A 25,792-nucleotide genomic window follows, 5' to 3' on the forward strand; every position below is an offset into this window, starting at 1 on the left:
CATGACCGGCCATTCCCCCCAGMCGCTTTCCATCGACGTGCCGCTGTGCCTGTACGTCGACCTGGACAGGTTCGCCAGCCTTCCCTCCGAGCAGGTGCTCTCGGACGAGGAGCGCGAGCGCGCCGGGAGCTTTCGCGCTCCGCTGGACCGTCAGCGCTACGTGGCCTCGCACCTCGCGCTGCGGCAGGCGCTGAGCGAGTACACCGGCCTGCAGCACGCCGAGCTGCACCTGTCCAAGGGCTCCTTCGGAAAGCCGTCTCTCACGGGCCATGCGCGCACGCAGTTCTCGCTGAGCCACAGCCAGGGGCTGGCGCTGATCGCCATCGGCGGGCGTGGTCCGCTGGGGGCCGACATCGAACTGCTGCGCCCGGTGCCGGACGCGGCGGTGCTCGCGGCCGAACACTTCACGCGCCACGAACAGGAGGCGCTGGCGGCCCTGCCCGCGCACGAGCGCGACCGCGCCTTCCTGACCTGCTGGACGCGCAAGGAAGCCTGCCTCAAGGCCATCGGCGTGGGCCTGCTGGTGTCGTCGCAGAGTTTCGAGGTGGGGCTGGAGCCCGATTGCCGCAGCGTGGAGCTTTCGGTGGCGGGCCGCATCCTGTGGCTGCTGCTTGCGCCGGCGCCAGAGCGGATGGACTGCGTGGGCTCCATCGCCGAATGGCGCCAGACCGAAGCCCGCGCCGGACAGGCCAGCCACTCGGGGCGGCTGCTGGAGGCGCACGCATGAGCCGCTTGCAGCCTCTCATGTTCGGGCCGGCCTCGCGGCAGGTCTTCGGCGTGTTCCATCCCGCCGAGGAAGGCCGTGCCGGCGGCGGCACCGCCGTGCTGCTGTGCCCGCCCTTCGGGCAGGAGGGCCTGCGCACCCATCGCTTCTTCAAGGTGTTGGCCGAGCGTCTCTCGCGCTCGGGCGTTGCCGCGCTGCGCTTCGACTTCTACGGCTCGGGCGATTCGCCGGGCGAGGAAATCGAAGGCGAGCTCGACGGCTGGCGCCGCGACCTGTGCTCGGCGCACGAAGAACTGCGGCGGCGCGCGCCCGGCGCCTCCATCGTGTGGATCGGCGCGCGGCTCGGCGCCACGGTGGCGGTGCTGGCCGCGCGCGGCGGGCGCTGCGACCCGGTGCGGCTGGTGCTGTGGGAACCGGTGATCGACGGGCGCAGCTATGCGCGGCTCCTGCGCGAGCAGCACGTGGCGGCCATCGACACGACCTTCTGCATTCCCGACCTGGCCTGGCGCCGCAGCCTGCTTCGGCAACCCGAGGCGATGCCCGAGGAGGCGCTGGGCACCCTGCTCTCGCCCGCGCTGCGCGCGCAGCTGGCGGCGCTGGTGCCCGAATCCCTGCCGCTCACCGCGCTGCACGACACGCTGGTTTTGACCGAGCCCGACGACGAGCGCACCGCCCAGTGGGCCGCGGACCAGCAGTCGCGCCACATGCCGGTACGCCTCGCTTACTTCAGCCACCAGCTCGACTGGACCTCCGACCCCTATCCCAACAGCGCGATGGTCCCGGCCGATGCGCTCAACCGTCTCCAGGGAGCCCTTCATGAATGAAGCCACGACGACGACCGCGGGCGTGATGACGCAAGCTCCCGTGCTGTTCGGCCCAGGCGACGCGCTGATGGGCATGCTCACGCGCCCCGCGCAGCCGGCGCCGGGAGACACCGCCTGCCTCATGTTCAACATGGGCGCCAACCACCGTGTGGGGCCGCGCCGCATCAACGTGAAGCTCGCGCACCTGCTGGCCGCGCGCGGCGTGGGCAGCCTGCGCTTCGACCTGGGCGGCATCGGCGACAGCGAGGCGCTGGCCACATCGTCCGACCTGCACGTCCGCGCGGTGCACAGCCTGAAGGCGGCCATGGACACCGCCGAACGCGCGCTGGGGGCCCGGCAGTTCGTGATCGTTGGCATGTGCTCGGGTGTGGAGCACGCCATGTCGGCCGCGCTGGCCGACCGGCGCGTGGTGGCGCTGTCGTTGTTCGACGGCTTCGCCTTTCCGGAACTGCGCGCGCGGCTGGAGCGCAACCTGCGCCGCGCGCTGGCCGCGCCCGCGCACCCGTCCTTTCCGGGCAAGGCCAGGCGCTGGCTGCAGCGCCACTTCCTGCGCAGCCACTCGACCACGCCCATGCCGGGCTTCTTCGCGGAGAGGCGCGCGCCCGAGGCGAACGAGATCTGGTTCGGCGCCGCGCTGCAGCGTCTTGCCGAACGCAATGTGGCGATGCAGCTGCTCTATTCGGGATCGCTGCACGTGTGCGATCGCGGCCGCGACCAACTCGGTGCCTTCGCCCGCAAGCCCTTCGCACAGGAGCTGCGGTACGAGTTCCTCGCAGAGGTCGACCACACCGTCTGCACCGCGAGAGGACAGCAGCTCTTCCTGCGCAGCGTGGGCGACTGGGTCGCCGAGCGCTGCCTGGTCGGCAGCACCGGGCGGCGCAGCCAGGGCAGCAGCCGCGCACCGGCCAACGCGGAACCGGCCATGACCACCTGGGCCGCGCTCTGACACACAGGGCGGCGCCTCTTCATTCACGCCTTGCACCACCGTCACAACCAGCCGTCAAGGAGATCATCATGCAACGCTACGATCCAGCGACACAAGCACGCGGAACGCAAACGTCCGCGGTCCTGGCCCGGACGCCAGCGCAGGCCCGGCTGCGATGGCTGGGCCTGGCCATGCTGGTGTCCATCGGGCTCGCGGCGCTCGCGGGCTGCGCGCCGGGCTTCGGCAAGGTGGCACCGCTGGGCTTCACCAGCACCACGGGCGACAGCACGGCCTCGGCCGACAGCGGAAAGATCATCCCGATCACGCCCGACCTGATCCGCTCGCAGATCGCGCAGCGGCCGACGGCGGTGCCCGAGAACATCAAGCGCCTGTTCACCGCGGCGCCGGTCTACACCATCGGGCCCGGGGACGTGGTCGGCATCATCGTGTACGACCACCCCGAGCTGCTGCCGAACGCCGGCGCGGTGATCGCGCAGCAGTCGGACCCGACCGGCGTGACGGTGGCGCCCGGCTTCATCGTCGACGCCAAGGGCGAGATCTTCTTTCCCTACATCGGGCGCACCAAGGTGCAGGGCCTGACGGAGAGCGGTGCGTCGGAACTGATCGCGCAGCGCATCAAGACCTTCATCAAGGACCCGCAGGTGACGGTGCGCATCCAGTCCTTCCGCAGCCAGCGCGCCTATGTGCAGGGCGAAGTGCGCACGCCGGGCCTGCAGATCTTCACCGACGTGCCGATGACGCTGTCGGAGGCCATCAGCCGCGCCGGCAGCTTCACCCAGGCCGGCGACCGCGCGCACGTCACGCTCACGCGCGGCGGCGTCTCCACGGTCATCAACCTGCCGCTGCTGCAGGCGCTGGGCGCCGACGGCAACAGCATTCCGCTGCGCAACGGCGACATCGTCAACGTCGGCACGCGCGAGGACAGCCGGGTCTACGTGATGGGCGAAGTGCGCGCGCCGTCGGCGCTGCAGATGCGCAACAACGGCCGGCTGAGCCTGAACGAGGCGCTCGGCGACGCGGGCGGCCCAGACCTGGCGACCTCCGATCCGGGCCAGATCTATGTCGTGCGCAACTCGCCCGACAACCTCGACGTGCAGCAGGTCTTCAACCTGAACGCAAAGAACCCGGTGGCGCTTGCGCTGGCCGACCGCTTCGAGCTGCAGCCGCGCGACGTGGTGTACGTGGACCGCGTGCCGCTGGTGAGCTGGAGCCGCGTGTTCAGCCTGATCCTCCCGGCCGCACAGGTCGTCAACCTCGCCCGCGACACCGCCCGCCGCTAGGCGCCGCGCCCGTCCGTACGGCAGAGCCGAAGCAAGAAGGTGACCCTCATGAATGCGCAATGGCAAGCCTCGCTCCACGCACCGGCGGGCGCTCCCGTGACGGTGCTCGAAACCACCGCCTGGCCCCGGGAGTCCCGGTTCCACGAGTACCTCGACGTGCTGATCGACAACCGCTGGCTGATCGCCGGCATCGCGACGCTGGCGCTGCTCGCGGGCGTGGGCTATGCGCTCTTCGGCACCCGCGTGTACGAGGCCAACATCCTGATCCAGGTGGAAGACCCGGAAGGCTCGGCCGGCAACTTTCCGGGCGATGCGAACGGCGCCGGCAGCATCGCCGCGAAAACGCCGACCGCGGGCGAGACGGAGATCCTGCGCTCGCGCATGGTGCTGGGCCAGGCGATGGAGAACACCCGGCTCTTCATCGATGCGAGGCCGCGCTACATACCGGTGGTGGGCGAGTTCCTGGCACGGCATTCGAGCCAGCTTTCCAGTCCGGGCCTGCTCGGGTGGGGCAACTACGTCTCGGGTACCGAGCGCATCACCGTGGCGCAGATGGACGTGCCGCCCGCCTTCGAGGGCAAGAAGTTCACGCTGGTCGCGGGCGCCGACGGCAACTACACGCTGACCAATCCCGGTCTCGAGTCGCCGCTGCACGGCATCGTCGGCACGCCCCTGGACGCCACCGTACCCGGCGGCAGCCTGCATCTGCTGGTGGGCTCCTTCGATGCCCGACCCGGCGGCGCCTTCGAGCTGGTGCGCCAATCGAAGCAGCTGACGCTGCTGGGCCTGCAGCGCGACCTTCGCGTGGTGGAGAAAGGCAAGCAGTCCGGCGTGATGGACGTCAGCCTGCAGGCCGAGAACCGCAACCAGCTCGCCGACGTGCTCAACGAGATCGCCGGCCTGTACGTGCGGCAGAACATCGAGCAGAAGACGGTGCAGGCCGAACGCGCCCTGACCTTCCTGGGCACCGAGTTGCCCAAGCTCAAGCAGCAGCTGGAGCAGTCCGAGGACGCCTACAACCGCTACCGCAACCAGAACGGCACCATCAACCTGGACGACGAGGCGCGCAACGCCCTGTCGCAGAACGTCGAACTGCAGGCCAAGCTGTTCGACGCAAGGCAGAAGCGTCTGGACCTGGTGGGCCGCTTCACCGCCGAGCACCCGATGGTGCAGACGCTGGACGCCCAGATCGCTTCGCTCAAGAAGGAGCTGGGTTCGGTCGACGGCCGCATCCGCCGCATGCCCATGCTGCAGCAGAACACGGTGCGCATGCAGCGCGACATCAAGGTCAACACCGAGCTCTACGCGACGCTGCTCAACAGCTCGCTGCAGATGCGCCTGGCCAAGGAAGGCAAGGTGGCCAACGTGCGCGTGCTCGACCAGGCCCTGGTGGCCGAGAAGCCGGTGCGGCCCAAGTCCCTGATCGTGATCGCGCTGGCGCTGGCCGGCGGACTGTTCGCGGGCGGCGCCGCGGCGCTGGCGCGCAAGAACCTGAAGCGCTCCATCGAAAGCCCGGACCACATCGAAGCCATCACCGGCCTGAACGTGTACAGCAGCATCCCGTTGAGCATGCAGCAGCGCGTGCTCGACCGCGCGGTTCGCAAGGGCAAGCCCGGCGTCAAGGTACTGGCGGCACTGCACGTCGAAGACCCGGCCCTCGAAGGCCTGCGCAGGCTGCGCACCGCGCTCAAGTTCGTGATGGTGGGCGCGCCCAACAACCGGATACTGATTTCCAGCGCCACGCCTGGCGCGGGCAAGACCTTCGTGTCGTCGAATTTCGCCACGCTGCTGGCCGTCTCCGGCAAGCGGGTGCTGCTGATCGACGGCGACCTGCGCCGCGGCACCCTGAGCGAGGACTTCGGCCTGCAGCGCAAGGACGGCCTGGCCGACGTCATCACCGGGGAGGTGGCGCTGGAGCATGCCATCCACCACCAGGTGCTGCCCTGCCTGGACGTGATATCCGCCGGCACGCCGCACCCCGATCCGGCCGGCCTGATGACCAGCGACACCTTCGCGCATGCGCTGGCGCTGCTGTCGGCGCGCTACGACGTGGTGGTGATCGACGCGCCCCCCACCCTGCTGGCCTCCGAGACGGCCGCCATGGCCCCCAGCATGGGCACCGTGCTGCTGGTGGCACGCGCCGACAACAGCGAGATCGGCGAGCTGCTGGAAAGCAGCAAGCGCCTGGCCCACGTGGGCGCGGCCTTCCACGGCGTGGTGTTCAACGCGGTGGACACGTCGCAACGCCGCAACCGCAGCTACGGCTACGGCTACGGCTACTACGGCTACGCCTCCTCCGTCCCGATGACCCGCCGCGCTCCCTCCTACGAACTGGACGCGGCCGACACCGTGATGCCCAGGCGCATCGAACCGGAGCACGCCGGATCATGAACACGCTGAGATCCAACTCCTCCACGGACCGCGGGCCCGGCAGCGCCGGCATCGGCTCCGCCGCCAACACGGCCCCCTACATGCCGCTGGGCGGCACGCCCTGGCAGCGCCGCGCCAAGCGCGCGGCCGACATCCTGATGGCCGGCTCGTTCTTTCTCTTCTTCGGATGGGCCTACGCGCTCATCTGGCTCGGCGTGCTCTACACCTCGGGCGGCCCCGCCATCTACATGCAGCCACGCTACGGCAAGGACGGGCGCGTGTTCAAGTTCTACAAGTTCCGCTCGATGGTGGCCGACGCCGACGCGGTGCTCGCGCGCCACCTGCGCGAGAACGAGGCCGCGCGGCGCGAGTGGGCCGTCTACCAGAAGCTGCAGCAAGACCCGCGCATCACCCGCTTCGGCGCCTTCCTGCGCAAGTACAGCATCGACGAGTTCCCGCAGTTCTGGAACGTGCTCAAGGGCGACATGAGCATGGTCGGCCCGCGCCCCTGCATGTTCACGCAGAAGGACCTGTACGGCGACTACTGGCCCCACTACTGCGCCGTGCGCCCGGGCATCACCGGCCTGTGGCAGATCAGCGGGCGCAACGAGATCAGCTACCGCCGCCGCGCCGCGATGGACGCGGAGTACGTCGCCCGCCTGTCGCTGTGGCGGGACTTCGTGATCCTGCTGAAGACCTTTGGCGTGGTGACGGGGGCGCGCGGGTCGCGATAGCAAATCGACGGCATCCGCCCCCGAACACCCGACTCGCTTTTTCCATTCAACCACTTCACGAAAGCTCATATGCGAATCTTTGTTGCAGGTCATCGCGGCATGGTGGGTCAGGCGACGGCACGGCGCCTGCGCGAACTGGGCCACGAGGTGGTGACGCGAACCCACTCGGAACTCGACCTCCTCGACCAGGCAGCCGTGGCCCGCTTCTTCGCCACGGAACACATCGACGAGGTCTACCTGGCGGCGGCCAGGGTCGGCGGCATTCACGCCAACATGACCTATCCGGCGCAGTTCATCTATGAGAACCTGGCCATCGCCACCAACGTGACGCATCAGGCCTTCGTCTCGGGCGTGAAGCGGCTTCTGTTCCTGGGTTCCAGCTGCATCTACCCGCGCATGGCCGAGCAGCCGATCCGCGAGGAATACCTGCTCAACGGCAAGCTCGAGCCCACCAACGAGCCCTACGCCATCGCCAAGATCGCCGGGCTCAAGCTGTGCGAGAGCTACAACCGCCAGTACGGTGCCACGCACGGCATCGACTACCGCAGTGTGATGCCGACCAACCTGTACGGTCCGGGCGACAACTACCACATCGAGAACAGCCATGTGGTGCCGGCGCTCATTCAGCGCTTCCACCTGGCCAAGATAGGCAATTCGCCCAGCGTGCTGATCTGGGGCAGCGGCCGTGCGCGACGCGAGTTCCTGTACGTCGACGACATGGTCGAAGGCTGCCTCGCGGTGATGAACCTGTCGCGCGCCGAGTACGACCTGCAGACCGACGCGATGCGCGGCCACATCAATCTCGGCACCGGAGAGGACGTGTCCATCGCCGAACTCTCGGAGCTGATCCGCGAGGCGGTGGGCTACACCGGCAGCGTCCGCTACGACCTGGCGCAGCCCGATGGCGCGCCCCGCAAGCTGCTGGACGTGTCGCGCGCCAACAGCCTCGGCTGGCACGCGACCGTGCCGCTGGCCGAGGGTCTTCGCCGCACCTACGCCGACTACCTGCGGGCAATCCGGCCCGTCGATGAAATCGATGCGGCCCAGGCGCTGGCGCAGGCCCACGCCTGAACCGCTCTTCGTCCACCTGCAGCCCCCCCATGCGCCCCCTCGCCTTCTGGTCCGGCATCGTCTGCGCCGCCCTGTGCGGCCTGGTCGACCCGGCCTGGGGATACGCCGCGGTGGCCGTGCTGGCGCTGGTGCAGCTCGCGATGCTTGGGCGAGCCGGCGGCAGCGTGTTCCTGCTGATCCACTACGCGACGATCCTCACCTACTTCTCGATCGCGCCGGCGATGCAGATTTCACACGACGTGGAGTTCTGGGATGCTGGCCTGATGCGCGCCGAGTCGTACACGCAGGCGCTGATGCTGCTGCTGCTTTACATGGCCGGCGTGGAGGCGGCGCGGCTGGGAGAGCGCGATGCGCCCGCCGATGCGATGGTCCGGCGCGACAGCCGCCTGGTCGAGCTCGCCAATGCGCAGTTGCTGCTGTTGGGCTGCGTGGTGCTCGCCTTCGCCGCGCTGCTGGTGAAGCCGGACCTCAACTTCGTGGCGCGCGGCGTCGTGGGCCTGGGCAGCGAGGACAACAACCTCGCCGTCGACTTCATCTTCTATTCCACGCTGCCCAAGCTGGTGGTGCTGGTGTGCTTCGTGGCGCTGGCCATCCATGCGATGCGCCGCCGCACGCTGTGGTCATGGGGTGCGGCGGGCATCGCGTTCGGGCTGGCGGCGATCGCGGCCAACCCGGTGAACACGGCGCGCCAGATCCTTTTGATCGGGCTGCTGCCGCTGCTCATCCACATGCTGGCGCGCAGGCGGCGCTGGCTGCTTGCGGGCCTGCTCTTCGGCGCGATCGCGGGGCTGGGGCCGGTGCTGAATCTGATCTCTCGCGGCAGCATCTGGGGCGAGGAACTGCGGACCTTTCCGTTCAGCCAGGACTTCGACGCGATGTTCGTGGTCGCGGGCATCCTGGAGCGCGCGCCGATCCCCGATCTGGGCTGGGGCCGCTACCTGCTCTCGGCCTTCTCGTTCTTCCTGCCGCGCAGCCTGAAGATGTTCCCGGACTTCGACCCGCTGGGCTGGACCGCGATCCTGGGCAACTTCTCGCAGAGCAACCTTTCGCTGCCTCCTTTCACCACCGCGTACTTCGATTTCGGCATGGCGGGGCCGGCGCTCTTCGGCTTCGCGATCTCGGCGATGTTCCGCGCGGTGGATCGGGCGGTGCAGGCCGGCCGCCCGGTGTCGGGCTCGTACCTCTCGGCGCTCGTGCTGCTGGCCGCCTACGTGCCGTTCATGCGCGGCCCGATCCTGGGCTGGGGGCCGTTCGCGGCCTCGGGGCTGATCGCCGCCTTCATCGCAGGCTCGCTGAGCTCCCGCAACCGCCGCGCAATGACGCGCGTGCTGCGCCATCGCCTTCCGAGCGCCTGAGAAGACGGAGAGGAAACCATGGCCACCTATCTCTACTACGACACCGTGCGCCTCAACAAGGCAGCCGGAGGCGTACTCAACGTGTCGGAGTTGCTGCTGCGCCACCTGCGGCTCGCGCCCGACGACCGGGTGGTGCCCGTGAGCGAGCGGCATCCGCGCCTCTTCGCGCTGGCACAGCGGCTGAAGATCAGCCGCTTCGTGCTCGAAACCCTGCTCTACAACGCGCACCGGCTGCGCGCGCTGATCACCGGCGAGCAGCTCTTCTCGGTGTTCCCCAACTACTTCCTGCCGCCCACGCCGCTGGGGCGGCATCGCGACTCGGTGGTCGTCGTGCACGACCTGCAGTACAAGACCTATCCGCAGTATTTCGGGCGCGGCAAGCGTCTCTTCCTGGACTGGAGCCTGTGGCGCACGGCGCGCAGCGCGGCGGACGTGGTCTTCATCAGCCACAGCAGCCAGCGCGACTTCGAGCGCCATTTCGGCCGATGCGCCCATTCCAGCGTCATCTTCAACCCCGTGGATGCGCCTCGTGTCGCACCGGCAGCCGTCGCGGTGCCGGGCGAACGCTACCTGATCGCGGCCTACCACTACTACCCGCACAAGAACTTCGCCGGCATCCTCGCGCAGTTCGAACGCATGAAGGCGGCCGGGCTGGTCGACTGCCTCGACATCACCGGCAACGGCGCGGCCGACGTGCAGCGCATGGTGTCGGCAATGGCCCCCGAGGCACGCGAATGCGTGCGGCACCGCGGGCTGGTGCCGCGCGACGCGCTGCTGCGGCTGTACCAGGGCGCCACGGCCTTCATCTCGCTTTCCACCTTCGAGGGCTTCAACCTCTCGGCGGCCGAGGCGGCGACGCTGGGCGTACCGCTGCTGCTGTCGGACATTCCGGTGCACCGCGAGCTGTTCGCGGACTATGCCTTCTTCGTGGGCAGCGACGGCGACGACCCGGAGCAGCTCGCCCGATACCTCGCGCACCACGAGCACGCGCGCCCGGCATGGGTGCATGCCGGCACCTGCGCGCCGGCGAACGTCGCCAGGCGCTATCTGATGCTCAAGCGCGGCACGCTGTCGCTCGCGGGGGCCCTGCCATGAGCGGATGCTTTGCCTGTCTACCGCGCTTCTTCGCGAAGCTGCTGCTGGCGGTCGCCCTGCCGATCGCTGCCCTTGCCCAGCCCGCGCCCACCCCGCAGCCCGGCTTCGGTGTGATGGTGCACTACCTGCCCGACAAGCAATCGATCGGCGAGATCAAACGTTTCGACGTCGATGCCTTCGCAGCCACGCTGGTTCAGATGCGTGTTTCGCATCTCATCCTGACGCTCGGGCAGAACAGCGGCCAGTACATCGCGCCCAACGCCGCGCTCGAAGTGCTCTGCCCGTCCAGCGCCGCCAACCGCCCGCCGCGCGACCTGCCGCTGGAGATCGGCCGGGCGCTGCGCAGCCGGGGCATCGCGCTGATCCTGTACCTGCCGTTCCGCGCGCCGCAGGCCGACCGCGGATTGATGGAATGCCTGGGCGACGTGTCGGAGCAGGAACCGCCGCCCGCGCGTTTCATCGCGGCATGGTCCAGCGTGATACGCGACTGGTCGGAGCGCTACGGCGCGCTGGCCAGCGGCTGGTGGTTCGACGGCACCTACAACACCAAGGGCATCACGCCCGCCGGCTGGGAAATGCTGTGCGGCGCGGCCCGTGCGGGCGCTGCCAACCGCTGGCTGGCCTTCAACGCGGGCGAAGGCGCGGAGCGCTTCAGCGCCAAGTCCGCCCCCTGCCAGAACCTGATGGCCGGCGAATACATGCAGCCCCCGCCGCACTTGACCGGCCCGCCCTCGGAGCTGGTGCTGCACGTGCTGACGCCGCTCACCGCCTCGTGGGGCCGCGACGCACCGGCGCGCTTCACCGCCGCGCAGCTTCGCACCTGGATCGCCGATGCGGCCGCCGCGCGGGGCCTTTTCACGCTGGACATGCCCATCGACGCGGCCGGCCGCTTCGTTCCCGCGCACGTCGCGCTCATCCAGAGCGTCACGGCCGCCACCAAGCCCTGAATACCGGAAAAACCGCTGTCACACCCCCTCAACCTCAACCCGAACGCCATGAACCCGCCCCTGCCTTTCATCGTCGTGGAAGACCGCCAGAACAAGACCCTCGCGCTGTGCCGCGAATCGGCCGAACTCGCCGGTGAGCCGCTGCTGGTGCTCTCGGACACCGACGCGGGTCCGGCCTACGAGCGCTTTTGCCGCTCCTACGTCCACCTGTCGAGCAACACACCGGAGTTCGAGAAGATCTGTTTTCGCCGCTACTTTCTGCTTGCGCGATTTCTGGAATCCAACCCCGAAGTACGCGATTTCGTGCTGATCGACAGCGACGTGCTGCTTTTCCAGGGCGCGGGGCAGCACATCAGGCGACTGGCAGGCAAGGCCGACTTCTCGGGCTCCAGCATGCAGTCGGCCGATGGCTGGAACCCCTGCCAGATCTCGCCGCATGTGAGCTACTGGACGTCGAACGGCCTGCGCCGCTTCGTGGCCTGCGTGCTCGACACCTACGCCACGCCCTCGGGCCGCAGGAAGCTGCGTGAGATCTCGGCGCGCTTCGCCGCGCGCGGCGTGCGCGGCGGCGTTTCCGACATGACGCTCCTCTACCTCTGGGCGCACGCCACGGGCAACGACGAACCCATCAACCGGGTGCTCGAGGGCACGGTGGTCGACCACAACATCAACGGCATGCACAACCTGCATCGCGGGGAGTTCAAGGTGCGCGGCGGCGCCAAGCGCATCGCCTACCGCGAGGGCAAGGCCTGGCTGACCAGCACCTCGGGCGAGCTCACCCGCGTGGTGGCGCTGCACTTCCAGGGGAGCGCCAAGATGGCCATGCCCTATGCGCTGCGCGGCCACATGCTGACCGTGGCGGCCGTGACCTACGCGCTGCAGATGGCACGGCGCGCGAAGAACAACGCCTTTCGCGCGGGCGCGTTCGCGCGCCGGCTGTTCGATACGCGCCGCGTCCATCGCGTGCCGGCCGGCAAGTGAACTCGCAGCGAGTCGACGCCATGAAGCACTTCAGCCTGCCACTCCCGCTGCCCGGTGCGCGAACGGCATGGCTGTCGGGGCTGGGCGCGCTCGCATCGCGGCTCTATGTGTACCTGTCGGGCTTCCTCGCCATCTTCCTGATGGCGGCAAGCGTTCCGCCCGCCCGCTTCGGCGAGTACTCGGTCTACCAGTCGGTGCTGGAAGTGGCGCTGGTGGTGGCCACGCTGGGCAGCTCGCTGCTGTTCTCGCGCAACGCGGCCTCGGTGCCGCCGGGCGTGACGCGCGGCGACGTGGTGCGCACGCTGGCCATCGGCATGCCGCTGGCGACGATGCTGGCCATCGTGATCCTCACGCTGCAGCGCCTGCCCGTGGGCGACGCGCCCTTCGCCATCCTCGCGGCCACGCTGGCGGTGTTCGCCTTCAACAGCCTGCGGCTTTCCTTCAGCCGGGGCCTGGGCCGCGCGGGGCTGCTGAACCTGGAGGCCGGCATCCGCTCGACCGTGCTGGTCGCGGGCGTGGGCATCTGCGCGGCCGTGCATTTCGACCTGGGCGTGGCGCATCTGCTGCTCATCAACCTGATCGCGGTCGTGGTGGTGTGCCTGGCCGTTGGCCTGCCGGCCAACGGTGCGGCGCCGCCGGCGGGACGCGCGGCGCTGGGGCTGGCCTCGCAGGCCGGGGCGACGGTGTATTCGCTGCTCATGTTCCTGCTGCGCAAGTCGGACCTGCTCATCGTGGCGTACTTCATGCCCCTGAGCTACGTGGGCGCCTTCAAGATCGCCTTCCTGCTGGCCGAGGCGCCCTCGCAGTTCGTGCAGGCCTTCCTGGTCACGAAGACGCCCGCCATGCTGGAGACCGACGCCGGCAACTTCACGGCGGCCAAGCTGCGGCTCGCGCGGCATTCCTTCCTGCTGGGCTGCCTGCTCTTCGTCGGGCTGGCCGTGCTCATCTCGGTCGCGGCGCCGCTTTTGAAGCTGGGCAACGAGGCGCGCTCCATCTTCCAGTGCATCGCGCCCTACTTCCTGCTGCGCACCTACACGATCCACCACGAGATGGTGCTTTCGCTGAAAACCTCGATGGGCTCGCTCGGCCGCTGGGCGCTGCTGGAGGTGGCGCTGCGGCTGGCGTCGTACGCGGCGGTGGTGGCGCTCTTTCCGGACAAGCCGCACTACGTGTTCTTCCTCGCCTGCCTGAGCGATCTCGCGCTGTACGAGACGCGCATGCGCCTGCACTTCGGCTTCTTTCCCATCGTGCGCCTGCTGGCGCGGAGGCGGGCCTCGTGAAGATCCTCGTCTACTCGATGAACTTCGCGCCCGAGCTGGCCGGCATCGGCAAGTACTCGGGCGAGATGGCCGAGTGGCTGCAGGCGCGCGGGCACGAGGTGCGGGTGATCGCGTCGCCACCCTTCTTTCCGCAATGGTCGGTGTTCGAGGGCTACTCGGCCTGGATGTACCGCAAGTCGGTGTGGAACGGCGTGACGGTCTGGCGCGCGCCCACCTGGGTGCCGAAGCAGCCACGGGCGCTCGGGCGCATCGGGCACCTGCTGTCGTTCACGCTGTCGAGCATTCCGCTGCTGCTGGCGCAACTGTTCTGGCGGCCCGACGTCGTGTTCGTGGTGGAGCCGCCCGTGTCCTGCGCGCCGGCCGCGCTGTGCCTGGCCAAGCTGCTGGGCGCCCGGTCGTGGCTGCACATCCAGGACTACGAGGTCGACGCCGCCTTCGGCCTGGGCTGGCTGCGCGGCGAGCGTGTGAAGCGCTTCGCGCTCGCGGCCGAGCGCTGGCTGATGCGCAGGTTCGACCGGGTCTCGACCATTTCCACCGCTATGCGCTCCAGGGCCATGGAGAAAGGCGTGGACGAATCCCGGCTGGTGCTGTTTCCGAACTGGGTCGACGTGGAAGCCATCCGGCCCGTCGAGCGGCCCTCGCTGGCCTCGGGGGCCTCGCCGCTGGGCTACCGCGCCGAGCTGGGCATTCCGGCCGACGCCGTGGTGGTGCTCTATGCCGGCAGCCTCGGCAGCAAGCAGGGCATCGAGCTGCTGGCCGAGGCTGCGCGGCTGCTGGTGTGCTCGCACAACATCCATTTCGTGTTCTGCGGCAACGGACCCAGCCGCTCGTCGCTGATGGACGCCTGCGTGCGGCTGGTCAACGTGCACTTTCTGGACCTGCAACCCACCGAGCGCTTCAACGAGCTGCTGGGCATGGCTGATCTCCACGTGCTGCCCCAGCGCGCCGACGCCGCCGACCTGGTCATGCCTTCGAAGCTGGGCGGCATGCTCGCCAGCGGCCGCGCGGTGATCGTGACCGCGCACGCCGGCACCGCGCTCAGCGAAGCGGTGTGGGGCCGCGGCGTCGTGGTCGAGCCCGGCGATGCCGCCGCGCTGGCCGACGCCATCGAGCAGCTTTCGATGTCGCCCGCCACGCGCGAGCTGATGGGGTCGATCGGCCGGCGCTTCGCCGAGGCGGAGCTCGACCGCAACGTGATCCTGCAGCGCCTCGAAGAGGAACTGCAGCGCTGCGTCACCGCCTGACGCGACGACCGGCCGACCCAAGGAGCACGACCATGCCCGCACCCAGGATCCTCGTGACAGGCGGCGCGGGCTTCATCGGCAGCCACACCTGCGTGGCGCTGATCGAAGCGGGCTTCCAGCCGGTGGTGCTGGACACGCTGGTCAACAGCGACGCTCGCTCGCTGAAACGGGTGGCGTGCATCACCGGCGTCGAGCCCGTGCTGGTGCGCGCCGACGTGCGCGATGCGGCTGCACTGGACCGCACCTTCGCGGCGCACGACGTTCGCGCCGTGGTGCACCTGGCGGGCCTGAAGGCGGTCGGCGAATCGATGGCCGATCCGCTGGGCTACTACGACGTCAACCTGGCCGGCAGCCTCGCGCTGGCGCGGGCCATGGCCCGTGCGGGGGTGCGCACGCTGGTGTTCTCGTCCTCCGCCACGGTGTACGGCGACTCGCAGCCCTCGCCCATCGCCGAGGCCGCCCCGCACGGCCCCCTCAATCCCTATGGCCGCACCAAATCGATGGTGGAAAGCATGCTGGCCGACCTCTCGCGAGCCGACCCGCACTGGGGCATCGTCTGCCTGCGCTACTTCAACCCCGTGGGCGCGCACGAGAGCGGCCTGCTCGGCGAACTTCCCAACGGCCCGCCCAACAACCTGATGCCATACATCGCGCAGGTCGCGGCTGGCGAGCGCGACTGCCTGATGGTGCATGGCGCCGACTACGGCACCGCCGACGGCACCGGCGTGCGCGACTACGTGCACGTGATGGACGTGGCAGAGGGCCACGTGGCGGCCCTGCACCGCGCGTCGCGCAGGCCGGGCATGCTGATGACCAACCTCGGCACCGGCCACGGCGCTTCGGTGCTGGAGGTGGTCTCGGCCTTCGAGCGCGCCAGCGGCCGGCGCATCGCGCTGCGCATCGGGCCGCGCCGTCCCGGCGATGCACCGGCCTACTGGGCCGACGCGCGCGGCGCCTGGCGCACGCTCGGCTGGCGCGCGCGCCGCGATCTCGACCAGATGTGCGCCGACAGCTGGCGCTGGCAGTGCGCCAACCCGCACGGCTTCGACGACCCGGTGCCGGCCCTGCTCCCCGGCGCCATGCTTTTCCAGAACAACAACACAGGCACCGACATCCACTCCAACCGGGGGCATACCCATGTCTGAAAACGCTTCACCCCCAGCCGCCGAACAGGCTATCGAATCGGGCGCCGGTCGATCGGGCTACCCAACGGGAATCTGCACGCCCGCAACGCCGCTGTGGCCCGGCTTCCTGACCGGGCAGGAAGACTCGCCCGTGCGCGTGCTGCTCGTGGACGACGACGAGTTCATGCGCCGCGTGATCGCGCAGGAACTGCTGTCGGACCTGCGCATACAGCTCGAAGGCCAGGCCGGCAGCCTGCGCGACGKCAGGCGGCTGGTGGCCACGCACGAGTTCGACGTGCTGATGGTCGACCTGCGCCTGGGCGACGGTTCCGGCTTCGACCTGATCCAGGAGGCGCGCGCGCTTCGCCGCACCGCCGAGATCATCGTGATCACCGTGCTGGAGGACGAGGCGCACGTGCTGCACGCCTTCGAGCTTGGCGCCACCGGCTACCTGCTGAAAGACGCCTGGCTGCAGAGCTTCGCCCAGGCGGTGCTGCAAGTGGTCAACGGCGGCGCGGCGATCACGCCGCGGCTGGCACGCAGGTTGCTCTCCCGCTTGAGCCAGCGGCCGATGGGCGCGCTGCCGCCGGCTGCGCAGCCCCTGCCCCGCGAGACGACGCTGACGGCGCGCGAGTGCGAGGTTCTGCGCTTCGTCGCGCGCGGACACGTCACGGAGGAGATCGGGAACAGGCTGGGCATCTCGGGGCAGACCGTCAACGCCCACATCAAGAACATCTACAAGAAGCTGCACGTCCATTCGCGCGCGCAGGCCGTGAGCTACGCGGCGTATTCCGGGCTGATCTGAGCCGGACGGCCCTCCATCCACCAACCATATCCTTCACGCTGGCGACCGATCATGAATACCGCTCTTCCCATCCATCCCGTGGTCCTGTGCGGCGGCAGCGGCACCCGGCTGTGGCCGCTGTCGCGCAAGGCCTTGCCCAAGCAGTTCGCGCCGCTGGTCGGCGGCAAGAGCCTGCTGCAGCTCACGCTGGAGCGGCTGGCGCTGCTGAACCCGGACATCACCTGCGTGACGTCGGAAGACCACCGCTTCCTGGTGAAGGAAACGGTGGAGAACGCCCGGGTCACGGGACGGCAGATCCTGGAGCCGGTGGCGCGCAACACCGCGGCCGCGATGGCTGCCGCCGCTTTGATGGCCGAGCCCGGCGACCTGCTGCTGTTCGCCCCCTCCGACCATCACATCCCCGACATCGCGCTGTTCGAGCGCACCGTGCGCACGGGCATCGATGCCGCGCTGGCCGGCAACATCGTCACCTTCGGCGTGGTGCCCAGCTTCCCGAGCACGGCCTACGGCTACATCGAGGCGGGCGAGGCGTTGCCCGACGGGCACAGCCAGGCCGTGGCGCGCTTCGTCGAGAAGCCGAGCGCGGCGGTGGCCGAGATGCTGATCCTGCAGGGCGGCTACAGCTGGAACGCGGGCATCTTCCTCGTGCAGGCGCGCACGCTGATCGCCGCGCTTCGCGAGCATGCGGGCGACATCCTGCAGGCCTGCGCGAACGCTGCCTCCAACGCGGCACGCGACGGCAGCTTCCTGCGGCTGGACCGCGCCGCCTTCGAGCAATGCCGCGCCGAAAGCATCGACTACGCGGTGCTCGAGAAGCATCGGCAGATCGCGGTCGTGAAGTTCGAGGGCCTGTGGAGCGACGTGGGCAGCTGGAACGCCGTCGCCAGCCTGCACCCCGCCGACGATGCCGGCAACCGTCTCAGCGGCAAGGCCAGCGCGCTGAACTCGCGCAACACCTTCGTGCACGCGCCGCACCGGCCGGTGGTGGCGCTGGGCACGCAGGACCTCATCATCGTGGACACGCCCGATGCCGTGCTCGTGGCCAGCGCGGGCTGCGCCGAGCAGGTGGCGGACGTGGTGCGCAAGCTCTCGCTGGAAGGCTGCGCCGAGGCCACCGAGCACCGCCGCGTGGTGCGTCCATGGGGCGCCTACGACAGCATCGACCTGGGCGAACGCTTCCAGGTCAAGCGCCTGACGGTGAAGCCCGGCGCCCGGCTGTCGCTGCAGATGCACCACCACCGATCGGAACACTGGGTTGTGGTGAAGGGTACGGCGCGCGCCACCTGCGACGGCAAGGTCAGGCTGGTGCACGAGAACGAGTCGATCTACCTGCCTTCGGGCGCGGTCCACCGGCTGGAGAACCCCGGCAAGACGGTGCTCGAAGTGATCGAGGTACAGACCGGCGGCTACCTCGGCGAAGACGACATCGTGCGCTTCGATGACACCTACGGGCGCTGCGCACCGCAGCCAGAAGCCGCTGCGGCGACAGCTTCTGCGCCGGCGGACCTCATCGCGGCAGATACGGCGTGATGTTCGTCAGCGCGTTGGCGACGTAGGCTTCCTTCTCGCCCACGGGCGCCACGTAGTGCAGCGCCGCCGCCGCGGCCTCGATGCCCTCGGTGCGCGCGATGACCCAGCCGGCCAGATACGGCGAGGCGAAGCAACCGCCCGCAGTGGCAACGTTGCCGCGCGCGAAGAAGGGCTGGTTCAGCACTTCCACGCCCGCTTCCTGCACCCAGGGTTTGGTCGTCAGGTCGGTGCAGGCCGGAACGCCCTCGACGAGGCCGAGCCTGGCCAGGACGAGCGTGCCGGAGCATTGCGCCGCGATCAGCTGCCGTGCCGGGTCGAGCGACAGGCGACCCATCAGTTCCGGGCTGGCAACCACCTCCCGCGTCTTCACTCCGCTGCCGACGACCACCGCGTCGGCCGAGCGAGCGTCTTCCAGCAGCGACTGCGCGCGGATCGTCACGCCGTTCATCGACGTGACTTCCGGTGTGGGGCAGCAGATGCTCACGCGCCAGTCGGGCTTCTTGATGCGGTTGAGCACGCCCAGCGCGATGAGCGAGTCGAGTTCGTTGAAGCCGTCGAAGGTGAGGATGGCGATGTGCATGGCGTTGCGCTCGTGGGGGGATGGGACAAGGTCCATCGTAGGAGAGACGATCAATACAATCAAAGAATTGTCATGGATACATCGAGCCGACGATGGCAGAAGCCCGCTACAAGCAACTGGTCGACGAACTCGCCGCCGAGATCCGCGTCGGCAGCCTGCCACCCGGCACCCGCCTGCCCACGCACCGCAAGCTGGCCGAACGCCACGGGCTGGCGCTGGTCACCGCATCGCGCGTCTACGCCGAGCTGGAGGCCATGGGCCTCGTCAGTGGCGAGGTCGGCCGTGGCACCTTCGTGCGCGAAGCATCGTTGCGCGTGGGCCCCGGCGCCGAGCAACGCGCGCTGCCGGCAGACCTTGTCGACCTGAACTTCAACTACCCCGCGCTGCCCGGTCAGGCCGAGCTGCTGCGCGGCGCGCTGCGCCAGCTCGCGGCCGGCGGCGAACTCGACGCGATGCTGCGCTACGCACCCCACGGTGGACGGATGCACGAGCGCGCATGCTTCGCCCGGCATCTCGCGTCGCGGGGGCTGGAGGTAGAGCCATCGAACGTGCTGATCGTCGACGGCGCGCAGCACGGACTGGCCGTGACCGCAATGGCCCTGCTGCAACCCGGCGACGTGGTCGCGGTGGACGCCCTCACCTACCCCGGCTTCAAGGTGCTGGCCGAGGCGCACAGGCTGGAGCTCGCGCCCCTGACCGCCTCCGGCCAGGGCCCCGACCTCGACGCGCTGGAGCGCCTGTGCGCGCGGCGCCGGGTAAGGGCCATCTACGTGATGCCGACCATGCACAACCCGCTGGGCTGGGTGATGAGCGCGAGCCGGCGCAAGCGCCTCGTGGCCGTCGCGCGGCGGCATGGGCTGCTCGTCATCGAGGACGCGGCCTATGCCTTTCTGGCCGGCGATCCGCCACCGCCGCTGGCCGCGCTCGCGCCGGAGACGACGGTGTATGTCTCGGGCCTCTCGAAGAACGTCGCGACGGGGCTGCGCGTGGGGTTCGTCGCCGCGCCCGATGCATGGGTGCCGAAGCTGGAACGCGCGATCCGGGCCACGACCTGGTGCACGCCGGGCGTGACGACCGCTATCGCCTGTGCGTGGCTGGAGGACGGCACGGTCGGGCGGCTCGAAGCCGAGAAACGGCAGGACGCGGCGGCGCGCCAGGCCATCGTCGGCGAAGTGCTGGACGGGTTGCGGTGCGTGCGGCATCCGTCGTCGTACTTCGCGTGGCTGCCGTTGCCGGAGGAAACCCGCGCCGATCTGGTCGCTGCGGCGCTGATGCGTGAAGGGGTTTCGGTGTCCACGGCAGAGCCTTTCGCCACTTCGAAGCATGTACCGCATGCGCTGCGGCTGGCGCTTGGTTCGGTCGGACTGGATGGTTTGCGCAGCGCGTTGCAGACGGTGCGGCGGGTGGTTGGCGAGCAGTCGTTCTGAGCAGTCAGTCCCCCCGGTTGACGATCAGGCCGGCCGCCGCCGCTGGCCGCAGTACTCGGCCATCAGGGCATTGGGTGTGCCGGCATTCCTGGACGAGGCTGGTTGGCGAACGGATGGTCCGGCGGTCGGGCAGTCCGGGTCAGGACAACTGCGGCAGGTAGCCCGGCCTGGCCGCCGTCATTGCGCTCTTGACCTGCAGGGTGAGGTCGTCGGCCAGCACCTCGTCGAGGCCCGATTCGAGTCCGTCGAGTGCGCGCCGGACGATCTCCTCGGGACTGGACTTCGGCACCTCGAACCCGCGGGTCAGGTCGGTATCTACATAGGCCATGTGCAGCCCAAGCACCTGCGTCTTCTGCGCCAGCAGTTCGCTGCGCAGGGCGTTGGTGAGCGACCAGGCGGCAGACTTGCTGGCCGAATAGGCCGCGAGTTCTCCGCCGTTCACCCAGGAGGCGACCGACAGCACGTTGAGCAATGCGCCGCCGCCGTTCGCCTTCAGGATCGGCGCGAAAGCCTTGCTCATGCGCAGCACGGCGAAGAAGTTGGTCTCGAAGATGCGTCGAGCGACCTCTTCGCTGTCCGGTGCGAGAAAGCCTCCTGGCTGGGCAATACCGGCGTTGTTGATCACGAGCGTGACATCCGACGCCAGCGCGGCCGCGGCCGCAACGTCTTCCGGCTTGTTGACGTCGAGCTGCAGCGGCTCGACGCCGGCTTGCGTGACGGTGACGGGGTTGCGCGCACCGGCGTAGACCTTGCGGGCTCCGCGGGCGAGCAACTCGCGTGCGAAAGCCAGGCCTATGCCGCGATTGGCCCCCGTGACGAGGGCGACAGCGTTTTCGATCTTCATATGGAGCTCCAGAAAAGAACAGTCTGTTGGTTGGGATCAGGATTCACTTGACCTTGATGACGACCTTGCCCTTCGCGCGGCCTGCCTCGACATAGGCCAGGGCCTCGTTGGTGGCTTCGAATGGAAAGACCCGGTCGATCACGGGACGGATGGCCTCGGCGTCGACGAGCCGCGTGATCTCGCGCAGTTGGCCTCCATTCGCCCTCATGAAGAGGAATGAATAGCCGATGCCTCGGCCGCGCGCCTTTCGCCTGACGCCTGCGCTCAGCAGCCGCACGACCAGTCTCACGAACCCGGGGGCCGCGATTTCCTTGCCGAACTCCGGGTCCGGCGGCCCGGAAATGGAGATGAGCTTGCCGCCGCGCTTGAGCACGCGAAGAGACTTGTCGAGGGTCTTGCCGTCCTGGCTGTTGAGCACCACGTCGTAGTCGTGCAGGAGCTCCTCGAAGTCCTGCGATTTGTAGTCGATGACCACATCCGCGCCGAGGCTCTTCACAAGTGCGACGTTGGCTGTGCTCGTCGTCGTGGCGACGGTCGCGCCCAGGCGCTTGGCCAGCTGGATGGCGAAGGTGCCGACGCCGCCGGAGCCAGCCTGGATGAAGACCTTCTGCCCCTTCTTCAGCTTCGCCTTCTCGACCAGGGCCTGCCACGCCGTCAGCCCCACGAGGGGAAGCGAAGCCGCCTCGACCATCGAGACCCCCTTGGGCTTTAGCGCAAGCGATGCTTCCTTGACCGCGACGAATTCGGCGAAGGTGCCGATGCGGAAATCATCCGGCCGCGCGTAGACCTCGTCGCCCGGCCTGAATTGCTGCACGCGCCGCCCTACCCTGACGACGACACCGGCCACGTCGTGGCCCAGGACCAGAGGCAAGCGGTAAGGCAGGATGAGCTTGAATTCCCCGTCCCTGATCTTGGTGTCCAGCAGGTTCACGCCGGCGGCATGGACCTCGACCAGTACCTCGTCGTCGCGCAGTTCCGGCTCCGGCATTTCCGTCGACTTCAGCTCGCGCTTCTTTCCGTAGCGCTCCAGCACAAATGCTTTCATGACTGTTCCTTTCCTCCGCTGGTGGATTTCCTATTTGGCATGATGATCGTCATATGTAAAGGCAAAAAAAAGCAGCATCCAACCCTTTTTGAAGGACTCAGCTGCCGGGAGAGGTCAGGTGCCTGAGCGCGGCCTCGCGCAAGCCGTCCGACAGCGCCGGGTCATCGACTGCCCGCGCCAGCAGCAAGGCTCCCACCATCGTCGAGATCGTCACGAGCGCCCGCTCGTGAGCGCCGGGTTGTCCCCAGTCGGGCAACTGCCGGGCGACGAGATCGATCATTTCCTTGACGTGCCGGGTAGCCACCCGCCGCACTTCTGGAACCTGGCGCGAGGTTTCAGAGCCCAGCGCGGCCAGAGGGCACCCGATGTCGACGCTTTCGAGATGCTCCTTGGAGAGGTAGGCGCCCAGCATGGATTCGAGCGTCTTTTCCGGCGGGGTGTTGGCCACGACCTCGGCCGCGGCGGCAGCGGATTCCGCACAGGCTCTTCCCGCCGCTTCGGCCAGCATGGCCTCCCGCGACGCGAAATGGGCATAGAAAGCGCCATGCGTCAGGCCCGCCTCTTTCATGATGTCCGCGACGCCCGTGCCGTCGTAGCCGCTGCGACGGATCGCACGCGCGGCCACGGACACGATGCGCTCGTGGGTGGCATCCTTGGCTGCAGCTCTTGCACCGGCTTTCATGTTTCGCATGACGATCATCATACAACCATTCCGAGTTGAGCGCATCGCCACACCCGGGAGAAGGTCAATCACCGGGCTGCACCTGCTCAGCCGGGTTCACCAGCCGTGGAACCGCCCCCAGGTCTGCAGCGAACCGTCTTTCGACAGCGCGTGGTACTCCGGAAACTGCGCCCCGGTCGCACACGCATGATTCGGCAGGATTCGCAGCCGTGTCCCGATGGGAAATCGCGCCACGATATCCATGTCCGGCTCGCCCTCCCGCGAAAGAATGCCGTGCTCCTGGTTCGCTCCGCCGAGCACATAGCTGCCCAACACCCGACCTTCGAGATCGCAGACCTGCCCGTACCCGAAGTCCCGCTTCTGCTTCTGCGTACCCCGGTCGCGGCTCATCGCCATCCAGCCTGCGTCGACGATGGCCCAGCCCTTGTCGGCCTGATGGCCGATCACGGTGGTGAGCACGCTCAAGGCGATATCCGCCTTCGTGCACACGCCAACGTTGCGCATCACGAGATCGAAGAACACGTACACGCCGGCTCGCACTTCGGTCACGCCGTCGAGCGCGTCCGCAGCCAACGCCGTGGGTGTCGAGCCCACGCTGACCACCGGGCACGGCAGGCCAGCCTCACGCAACCGCCGCGCCGCGCGCACGCAGCCTGAGCGCTCCTGCTCGGCCATCGCCTTCAGCGCCTCGGGCGTATCGAGTTCGTAGCTGGAGCCCGCATGGGTCATCACACCGCCCAGACGCATGCCGCCTTCATGAAGCACGCGGCCCACTTCGATCAGCGCGTCTTCCCCGGGCTTGATGCCGCTGCGATGGCCATCGGTATCGACTTCGATCAGCACATCGAAAGCCTCGCCATTCTCGCGGCCGAACTCGGCGATCGCCTTGGCCGAAGCCACGCTGTCGGTCAGGATGCCCAGCGCGCAGCCGCGCCGGCGCAGCTCCAGCGCATGCGGCAGCCGGTGCTGCGCCATTCCGACGGCGTAGAGGATGTCGGTGAACCCTTCGGCGAAGAACTGCCCGGCTTCCTTCAGCGTGGAGACGGTGATGCCCTGCGCACCCGCCTCGCGCTGCGCCTTCGCGACTTCGATGCACTTGCTGGTCTTCACATGCGGGCGGAAGCGCACGCCCAGCTCGTTCATGTGCTGCTGCATGCGTTCGATGTTGCGTTGCATGCGCGTGCGCTCGATGAGGGCTGCGGGCGTGTCGATGGTGGCGAGGGTGTTCATTCTGGAACTCGTCATTTCATTTCGAAGGATTGCAGCCAGGGCAGCGCCGGTGCGAGCGTTGGCGCCTGAAGCTCGGGCGACGGCGCTCCTTGCGGCAGTGCAAGGCCGACGCGGTTGTGCCAGTAGGTACGCAGGCCCACCGCCGAGGTGCCGAACATGTCGTAGCCCGAGCCGGCGACGAAGGCGGCCTCTTCCGCCTTCACGCCCAGCCGGTCGAGCGCCATGCGGTACGGGCGCGGATCGGGCTTGTAGAAACCGGCCTCCTCGGATGTGACAACCACGTCCCAGTCGATGCCCAGCCTCGCCGCCGCGCGATGGCCCAGCCGCCTGGAGCAGTTGGTGACCACGGCGAGGCGGCAGTGCGGCTTCAGCGCCAGCAGAAGCTCGCGCGCGCCGTCCCATGCGGGCAGCGTGTCCCATTGCGCTTCGAGGGCGTCGGGGGCGGAGTCGGCCATGCCGGTGTTGCGGGCGGCCTCCTTCACGAGCTGTTCGTAGGGCACGTAGGCGCCGCAGCCGTAGGTGAGCCGCAGGTACTCGGCGCGCCAAGCACGGCCTTTTTCTTCGGAGCCGGCGGCGGCGTTCCAGACGGTCCAGGAGTCGAGCAGCGCGGTTAGCAGGTCGAAGAGCACGGCGCGCGGATAGGCGTTGGAGGGTTGCATGGCCTGCGACTGTACGTTTCGAGGCCATGCTTGTGCTTCAATGCTGAGTCATCAATCGTTAAGCACAAGTTAATGACGACGATCCAGATCGAGGACATGCAGCTCGCCGCCGCCCTGCTGCGCGAGCCGTCGCTGAGCGCGGCGGCGCGGGCGCTGGACGTCACGCCGCCGGCCCTCTCGATGCGGCTGCGCAAGCTGGAGGCCGCGCTGGGCCTGTCGCTGGCCACCCGCACCGCGCGCAAGCTGAGCCTCACGCCCGAGGGCGAGCGCTTCGCGCGCGAGGCGGCCGCGCTGCTCGGGCAGATCGAGGGGCTGCGCGAATCGATGCGGCGCGACGACCAGCGCCTCACCGGCACGCTACGCATCGCCGCGCCCTTCGGCTACGGCCGCCAATATATCGCGCCGATGCTCGCCCGCTTCGCCAGGCTGCACCCGGGGCTGGGCGTGCAGCTGGACCTGCGCGAAACCCCGTGGCCCGACCGGCACGACGCCGACGCGGTGATTCACATCGGCACGGTGCGCGATTCGTCCTGGGTGGCCCGCACGCTGAGCGCCAACGAGCGCTGGCTGTGCGCCAGCCCCGGCTACCTGCGCCAGCGCGGCATGCCCCGCGCGCCGCGCGACATTTCGGCGCACGACTGCATCTGCATCCGCGAGAACGACGAGGACGTGACGCTGTGGCATTTGCGCCCCGCCGGCCGAAAGGCGCAGGCGGCCAAGGGCAAGCGCGAGACGCTGCGCATCTCTCCCGCTTACGTCACCAACGACGGCGGCGTGGCCCGCCAGTGGGCCGAACAGGGGCTGGGCCTGGTTCTGCGCTCCGAATGGGACGCGGCCGATGCCGTGGCGCGCGGCACGCTGGTGCGCGTGCTGGCCGACTGGCAGTTCGACAGCGCGCCGGTCACGCTGCTGGTGCCCACGCGCAAGGGGCGCACGGCGCGCGTGCAGGCGGTCGTCGAGTTCCTGGCGGAGAGCTTCGGTGCCGCACAGGGGTAGCGAGCCATCGAAGGCATGG

At 68.8% G+C, this 25,792-nt stretch carries 24 protein-coding genes; 18 read left to right on the forward strand and 6 right to left on the reverse strand.

Features of this window, described 5'->3' with window-relative positions; translation table 11 throughout:
• Position 1 precedes the first annotated feature (1 nt).
• The 16 genes from QMO14_RS15600 to QMO14_RS15675 all read left to right on the forward strand — a co-directional run bounded on the left by QMO14_RS15600 (position 2) and on the right by QMO14_RS15675 (position 18,310).
• On the forward strand, positions 2–727 hold the full coding sequence (locus QMO14_RS15600) for a 4'-phosphopantetheinyl transferase superfamily protein (protein WP_301508162.1): 726 nt from the start codon (positions 2–4) through the stop codon (positions 725–727).
• A complete protein-coding gene (locus QMO14_RS15605) occupies positions 724–1,548 on the forward strand; it encodes an alpha/beta hydrolase (protein WP_301508163.1) in 825 nt (274 codons plus the stop codon). Before QMO14_RS15600 ends, QMO14_RS15605 begins: the two co-directional genes overlap by 4 nt.
• A complete protein-coding gene (locus QMO14_RS15610; protein WP_301508166.1) occupies positions 1,541–2,494 on the forward strand; it encodes a hypothetical protein in 954 nt (317 codons plus the stop codon). The genes QMO14_RS15605 and QMO14_RS15610 overlap by 8 nt, the downstream gene beginning before the upstream one ends.
• Positions 2,495–2,562: 68 nt before the next feature.
• The gene (locus QMO14_RS15615; RefSeq protein ID WP_301508168.1) at positions 2,563–3,774 is read left to right on the forward strand and encodes a polysaccharide biosynthesis/export family protein; all 1,212 of its coding nucleotides are present in this window, start codon (positions 2,563–2,565) and stop codon (positions 3,772–3,774) included.
• Positions 3,775–3,822: 48 nt separating this feature from the next.
• Entirely contained in the window at positions 3,823–6,165 is a 2,343-nt protein-coding gene (locus QMO14_RS15620) for a polysaccharide biosynthesis tyrosine autokinase (RefSeq protein ID WP_301508170.1), read from the forward strand.
• On the forward strand, positions 6,162–6,878 hold the full coding sequence (locus QMO14_RS15625; RefSeq protein ID WP_301508172.1) for a sugar transferase: 717 nt from the start codon (positions 6,162–6,164) through the stop codon (positions 6,876–6,878). Before QMO14_RS15620 ends, QMO14_RS15625 begins: the two co-directional genes overlap by 4 nt.
• A gap of 69 nt (positions 6,879–6,947) precedes the next feature.
• Positions 6,948–7,949, forward strand: coding sequence for a GDP-L-fucose synthase (locus tag QMO14_RS15630; RefSeq protein WP_301508174.1), 1,002 nt, complete (start codon positions 6,948–6,950; stop codon positions 7,947–7,949).
• A gap of 29 nt (positions 7,950–7,978) precedes the next feature.
• A complete protein-coding gene (locus QMO14_RS15635; protein WP_301508176.1) occupies positions 7,979–9,304 on the forward strand; it encodes a hypothetical protein in 1,326 nt (441 codons plus the stop codon).
• 18 nt (positions 9,305–9,322) lie between these two features.
• Positions 9,323–10,399 carry a glycosyltransferase gene (locus QMO14_RS15640; RefSeq protein ID WP_301508178.1) on the forward strand — a complete coding sequence of 359 codons (1,077 nt, stop codon included), beginning with the start codon at positions 9,323–9,325 and terminating at the stop codon, positions 10,397–10,399.
• On the forward strand, positions 10,396–11,346 hold the full coding sequence (locus tag QMO14_RS15645) for a hypothetical protein (RefSeq protein WP_301508180.1): 951 nt from the start codon (positions 10,396–10,398) through the stop codon (positions 11,344–11,346). The genes QMO14_RS15640 and QMO14_RS15645 overlap by 4 nt, the downstream gene beginning before the upstream one ends.
• 48 nt (positions 11,347–11,394) lie before the next feature.
• Positions 11,395–12,327: a hypothetical protein gene (locus QMO14_RS15650; RefSeq protein WP_301508182.1), complete on the forward strand. Its 933-nt coding sequence runs from the start codon at positions 11,395–11,397 to the stop codon at positions 12,325–12,327.
• A gap of 20 nt (positions 12,328–12,347) precedes the next feature.
• Positions 12,348–13,607: a polysaccharide biosynthesis protein gene (locus QMO14_RS15655; RefSeq protein WP_301508184.1), complete on the forward strand. Its 1,260-nt coding sequence runs from the start codon at positions 12,348–12,350 to the stop codon at positions 13,605–13,607.
• Entirely contained in the window at positions 13,604–14,851 is a 1,248-nt protein-coding gene (locus QMO14_RS15660; protein WP_301508185.1) for a glycosyltransferase WbuB, read from the forward strand. Before QMO14_RS15655 ends, QMO14_RS15660 begins: the two co-directional genes overlap by 4 nt.
• A gap of 32 nt (positions 14,852–14,883) precedes the next feature.
• A complete protein-coding gene (gene galE, locus QMO14_RS15665; RefSeq protein WP_301508186.1) occupies positions 14,884–15,996 on the forward strand; it encodes a UDP-glucose 4-epimerase GalE in 1,113 nt (370 codons plus the stop codon).
• Entirely contained in the window at positions 15,989–16,780 is a 792-nt protein-coding gene (locus tag QMO14_RS15670; protein ID WP_301508188.1) for a response regulator transcription factor, read from the forward strand. Before galE ends, QMO14_RS15670 begins: the two co-directional genes overlap by 8 nt.
• 51 nt (positions 16,781–16,831) lie before the next feature.
• Complete coding sequence (locus QMO14_RS15675) at positions 16,832–18,310, forward strand: mannose-1-phosphate guanylyltransferase/mannose-6-phosphate isomerase (RefSeq protein WP_301508190.1); 1,479 nt, start codon at positions 16,832–16,834, stop codon at positions 18,308–18,310.
• Here QMO14_RS15675 and QMO14_RS15680 read toward each other — a convergent pair.
• Positions 18,288–18,890, reverse strand: a complete 603-nt coding sequence (locus tag QMO14_RS15680; protein WP_301508192.1) for a DJ-1/PfpI family protein — start codon at positions 18,888–18,890, stop codon at positions 18,288–18,290. The two genes, QMO14_RS15675 and QMO14_RS15680, sit on opposite strands and share 23 nt — an antisense overlap.
• A gap of 92 nt (positions 18,891–18,982) precedes the next feature.
• Here QMO14_RS15680 and QMO14_RS15685 point away from each other — a divergent pair, with 92 nt between their 5' ends.
• Positions 18,983–20,317: a PLP-dependent aminotransferase family protein gene (locus QMO14_RS15685; RefSeq protein WP_301508194.1), complete on the forward strand. Its 1,335-nt coding sequence runs from the start codon at positions 18,983–18,985 to the stop codon at positions 20,315–20,317.
• Between the two features lie 139 nt (positions 20,318–20,456).
• Here QMO14_RS15685 and QMO14_RS15690 read toward each other — a convergent pair whose 3' ends face one another.
• The 5 genes from QMO14_RS15690 to QMO14_RS15710 all read right to left on the reverse strand — a co-directional run bounded on the left by QMO14_RS15690 (position 20,457) and on the right by QMO14_RS15710 (position 24,777).
• Positions 20,457–21,161, reverse strand: coding sequence for an SDR family oxidoreductase (locus QMO14_RS15690; RefSeq protein ID WP_301508196.1), 705 nt, complete (start codon positions 21,159–21,161; stop codon positions 20,457–20,459).
• 43 nt (positions 21,162–21,204) lie between these two features.
• Positions 21,205–22,206, reverse strand: a complete 1,002-nt coding sequence (locus tag QMO14_RS15695; protein WP_301508198.1) for an NADP-dependent oxidoreductase — start codon at positions 22,204–22,206, stop codon at positions 21,205–21,207.
• 97 nt (positions 22,207–22,303) lie between these two features.
• Positions 22,304–22,909, reverse strand: coding sequence for a TetR/AcrR family transcriptional regulator (locus tag QMO14_RS15700; protein ID WP_301508200.1), 606 nt, complete (start codon positions 22,907–22,909; stop codon positions 22,304–22,306).
• Between the two features lie 75 nt (positions 22,910–22,984).
• Positions 22,985–24,133 carry a DSD1 family PLP-dependent enzyme gene (locus tag QMO14_RS15705; protein WP_301508201.1) on the reverse strand — a complete coding sequence of 383 codons (1,149 nt, stop codon included), beginning with the start codon at positions 24,131–24,133 and terminating at the stop codon, positions 22,985–22,987.
• Entirely contained in the window at positions 24,130–24,777 is a 648-nt protein-coding gene (locus QMO14_RS15710) for an HAD family hydrolase (RefSeq protein ID WP_301508202.1), read from the reverse strand. The genes QMO14_RS15705 and QMO14_RS15710 overlap by 4 nt, the downstream gene beginning before the upstream one ends.
• Positions 24,778–24,849: 72 nt before the next feature.
• Here QMO14_RS15710 and QMO14_RS15715 point away from each other — a divergent pair, with 72 nt between their 5' ends.
• A complete protein-coding gene (locus tag QMO14_RS15715; RefSeq protein ID WP_301508203.1) occupies positions 24,850–25,773 on the forward strand; it encodes a LysR family transcriptional regulator in 924 nt (307 codons plus the stop codon).
• Positions 25,774–25,792: the final 19 nt, after the last annotated feature.

Source organism: Variovorax sp. CAN15, assembly GCF_030462475.1.
Classification (GTDB): Bacteria; Pseudomonadota; Gammaproteobacteria; order Burkholderiales; family Burkholderiaceae_C; genus Variovorax.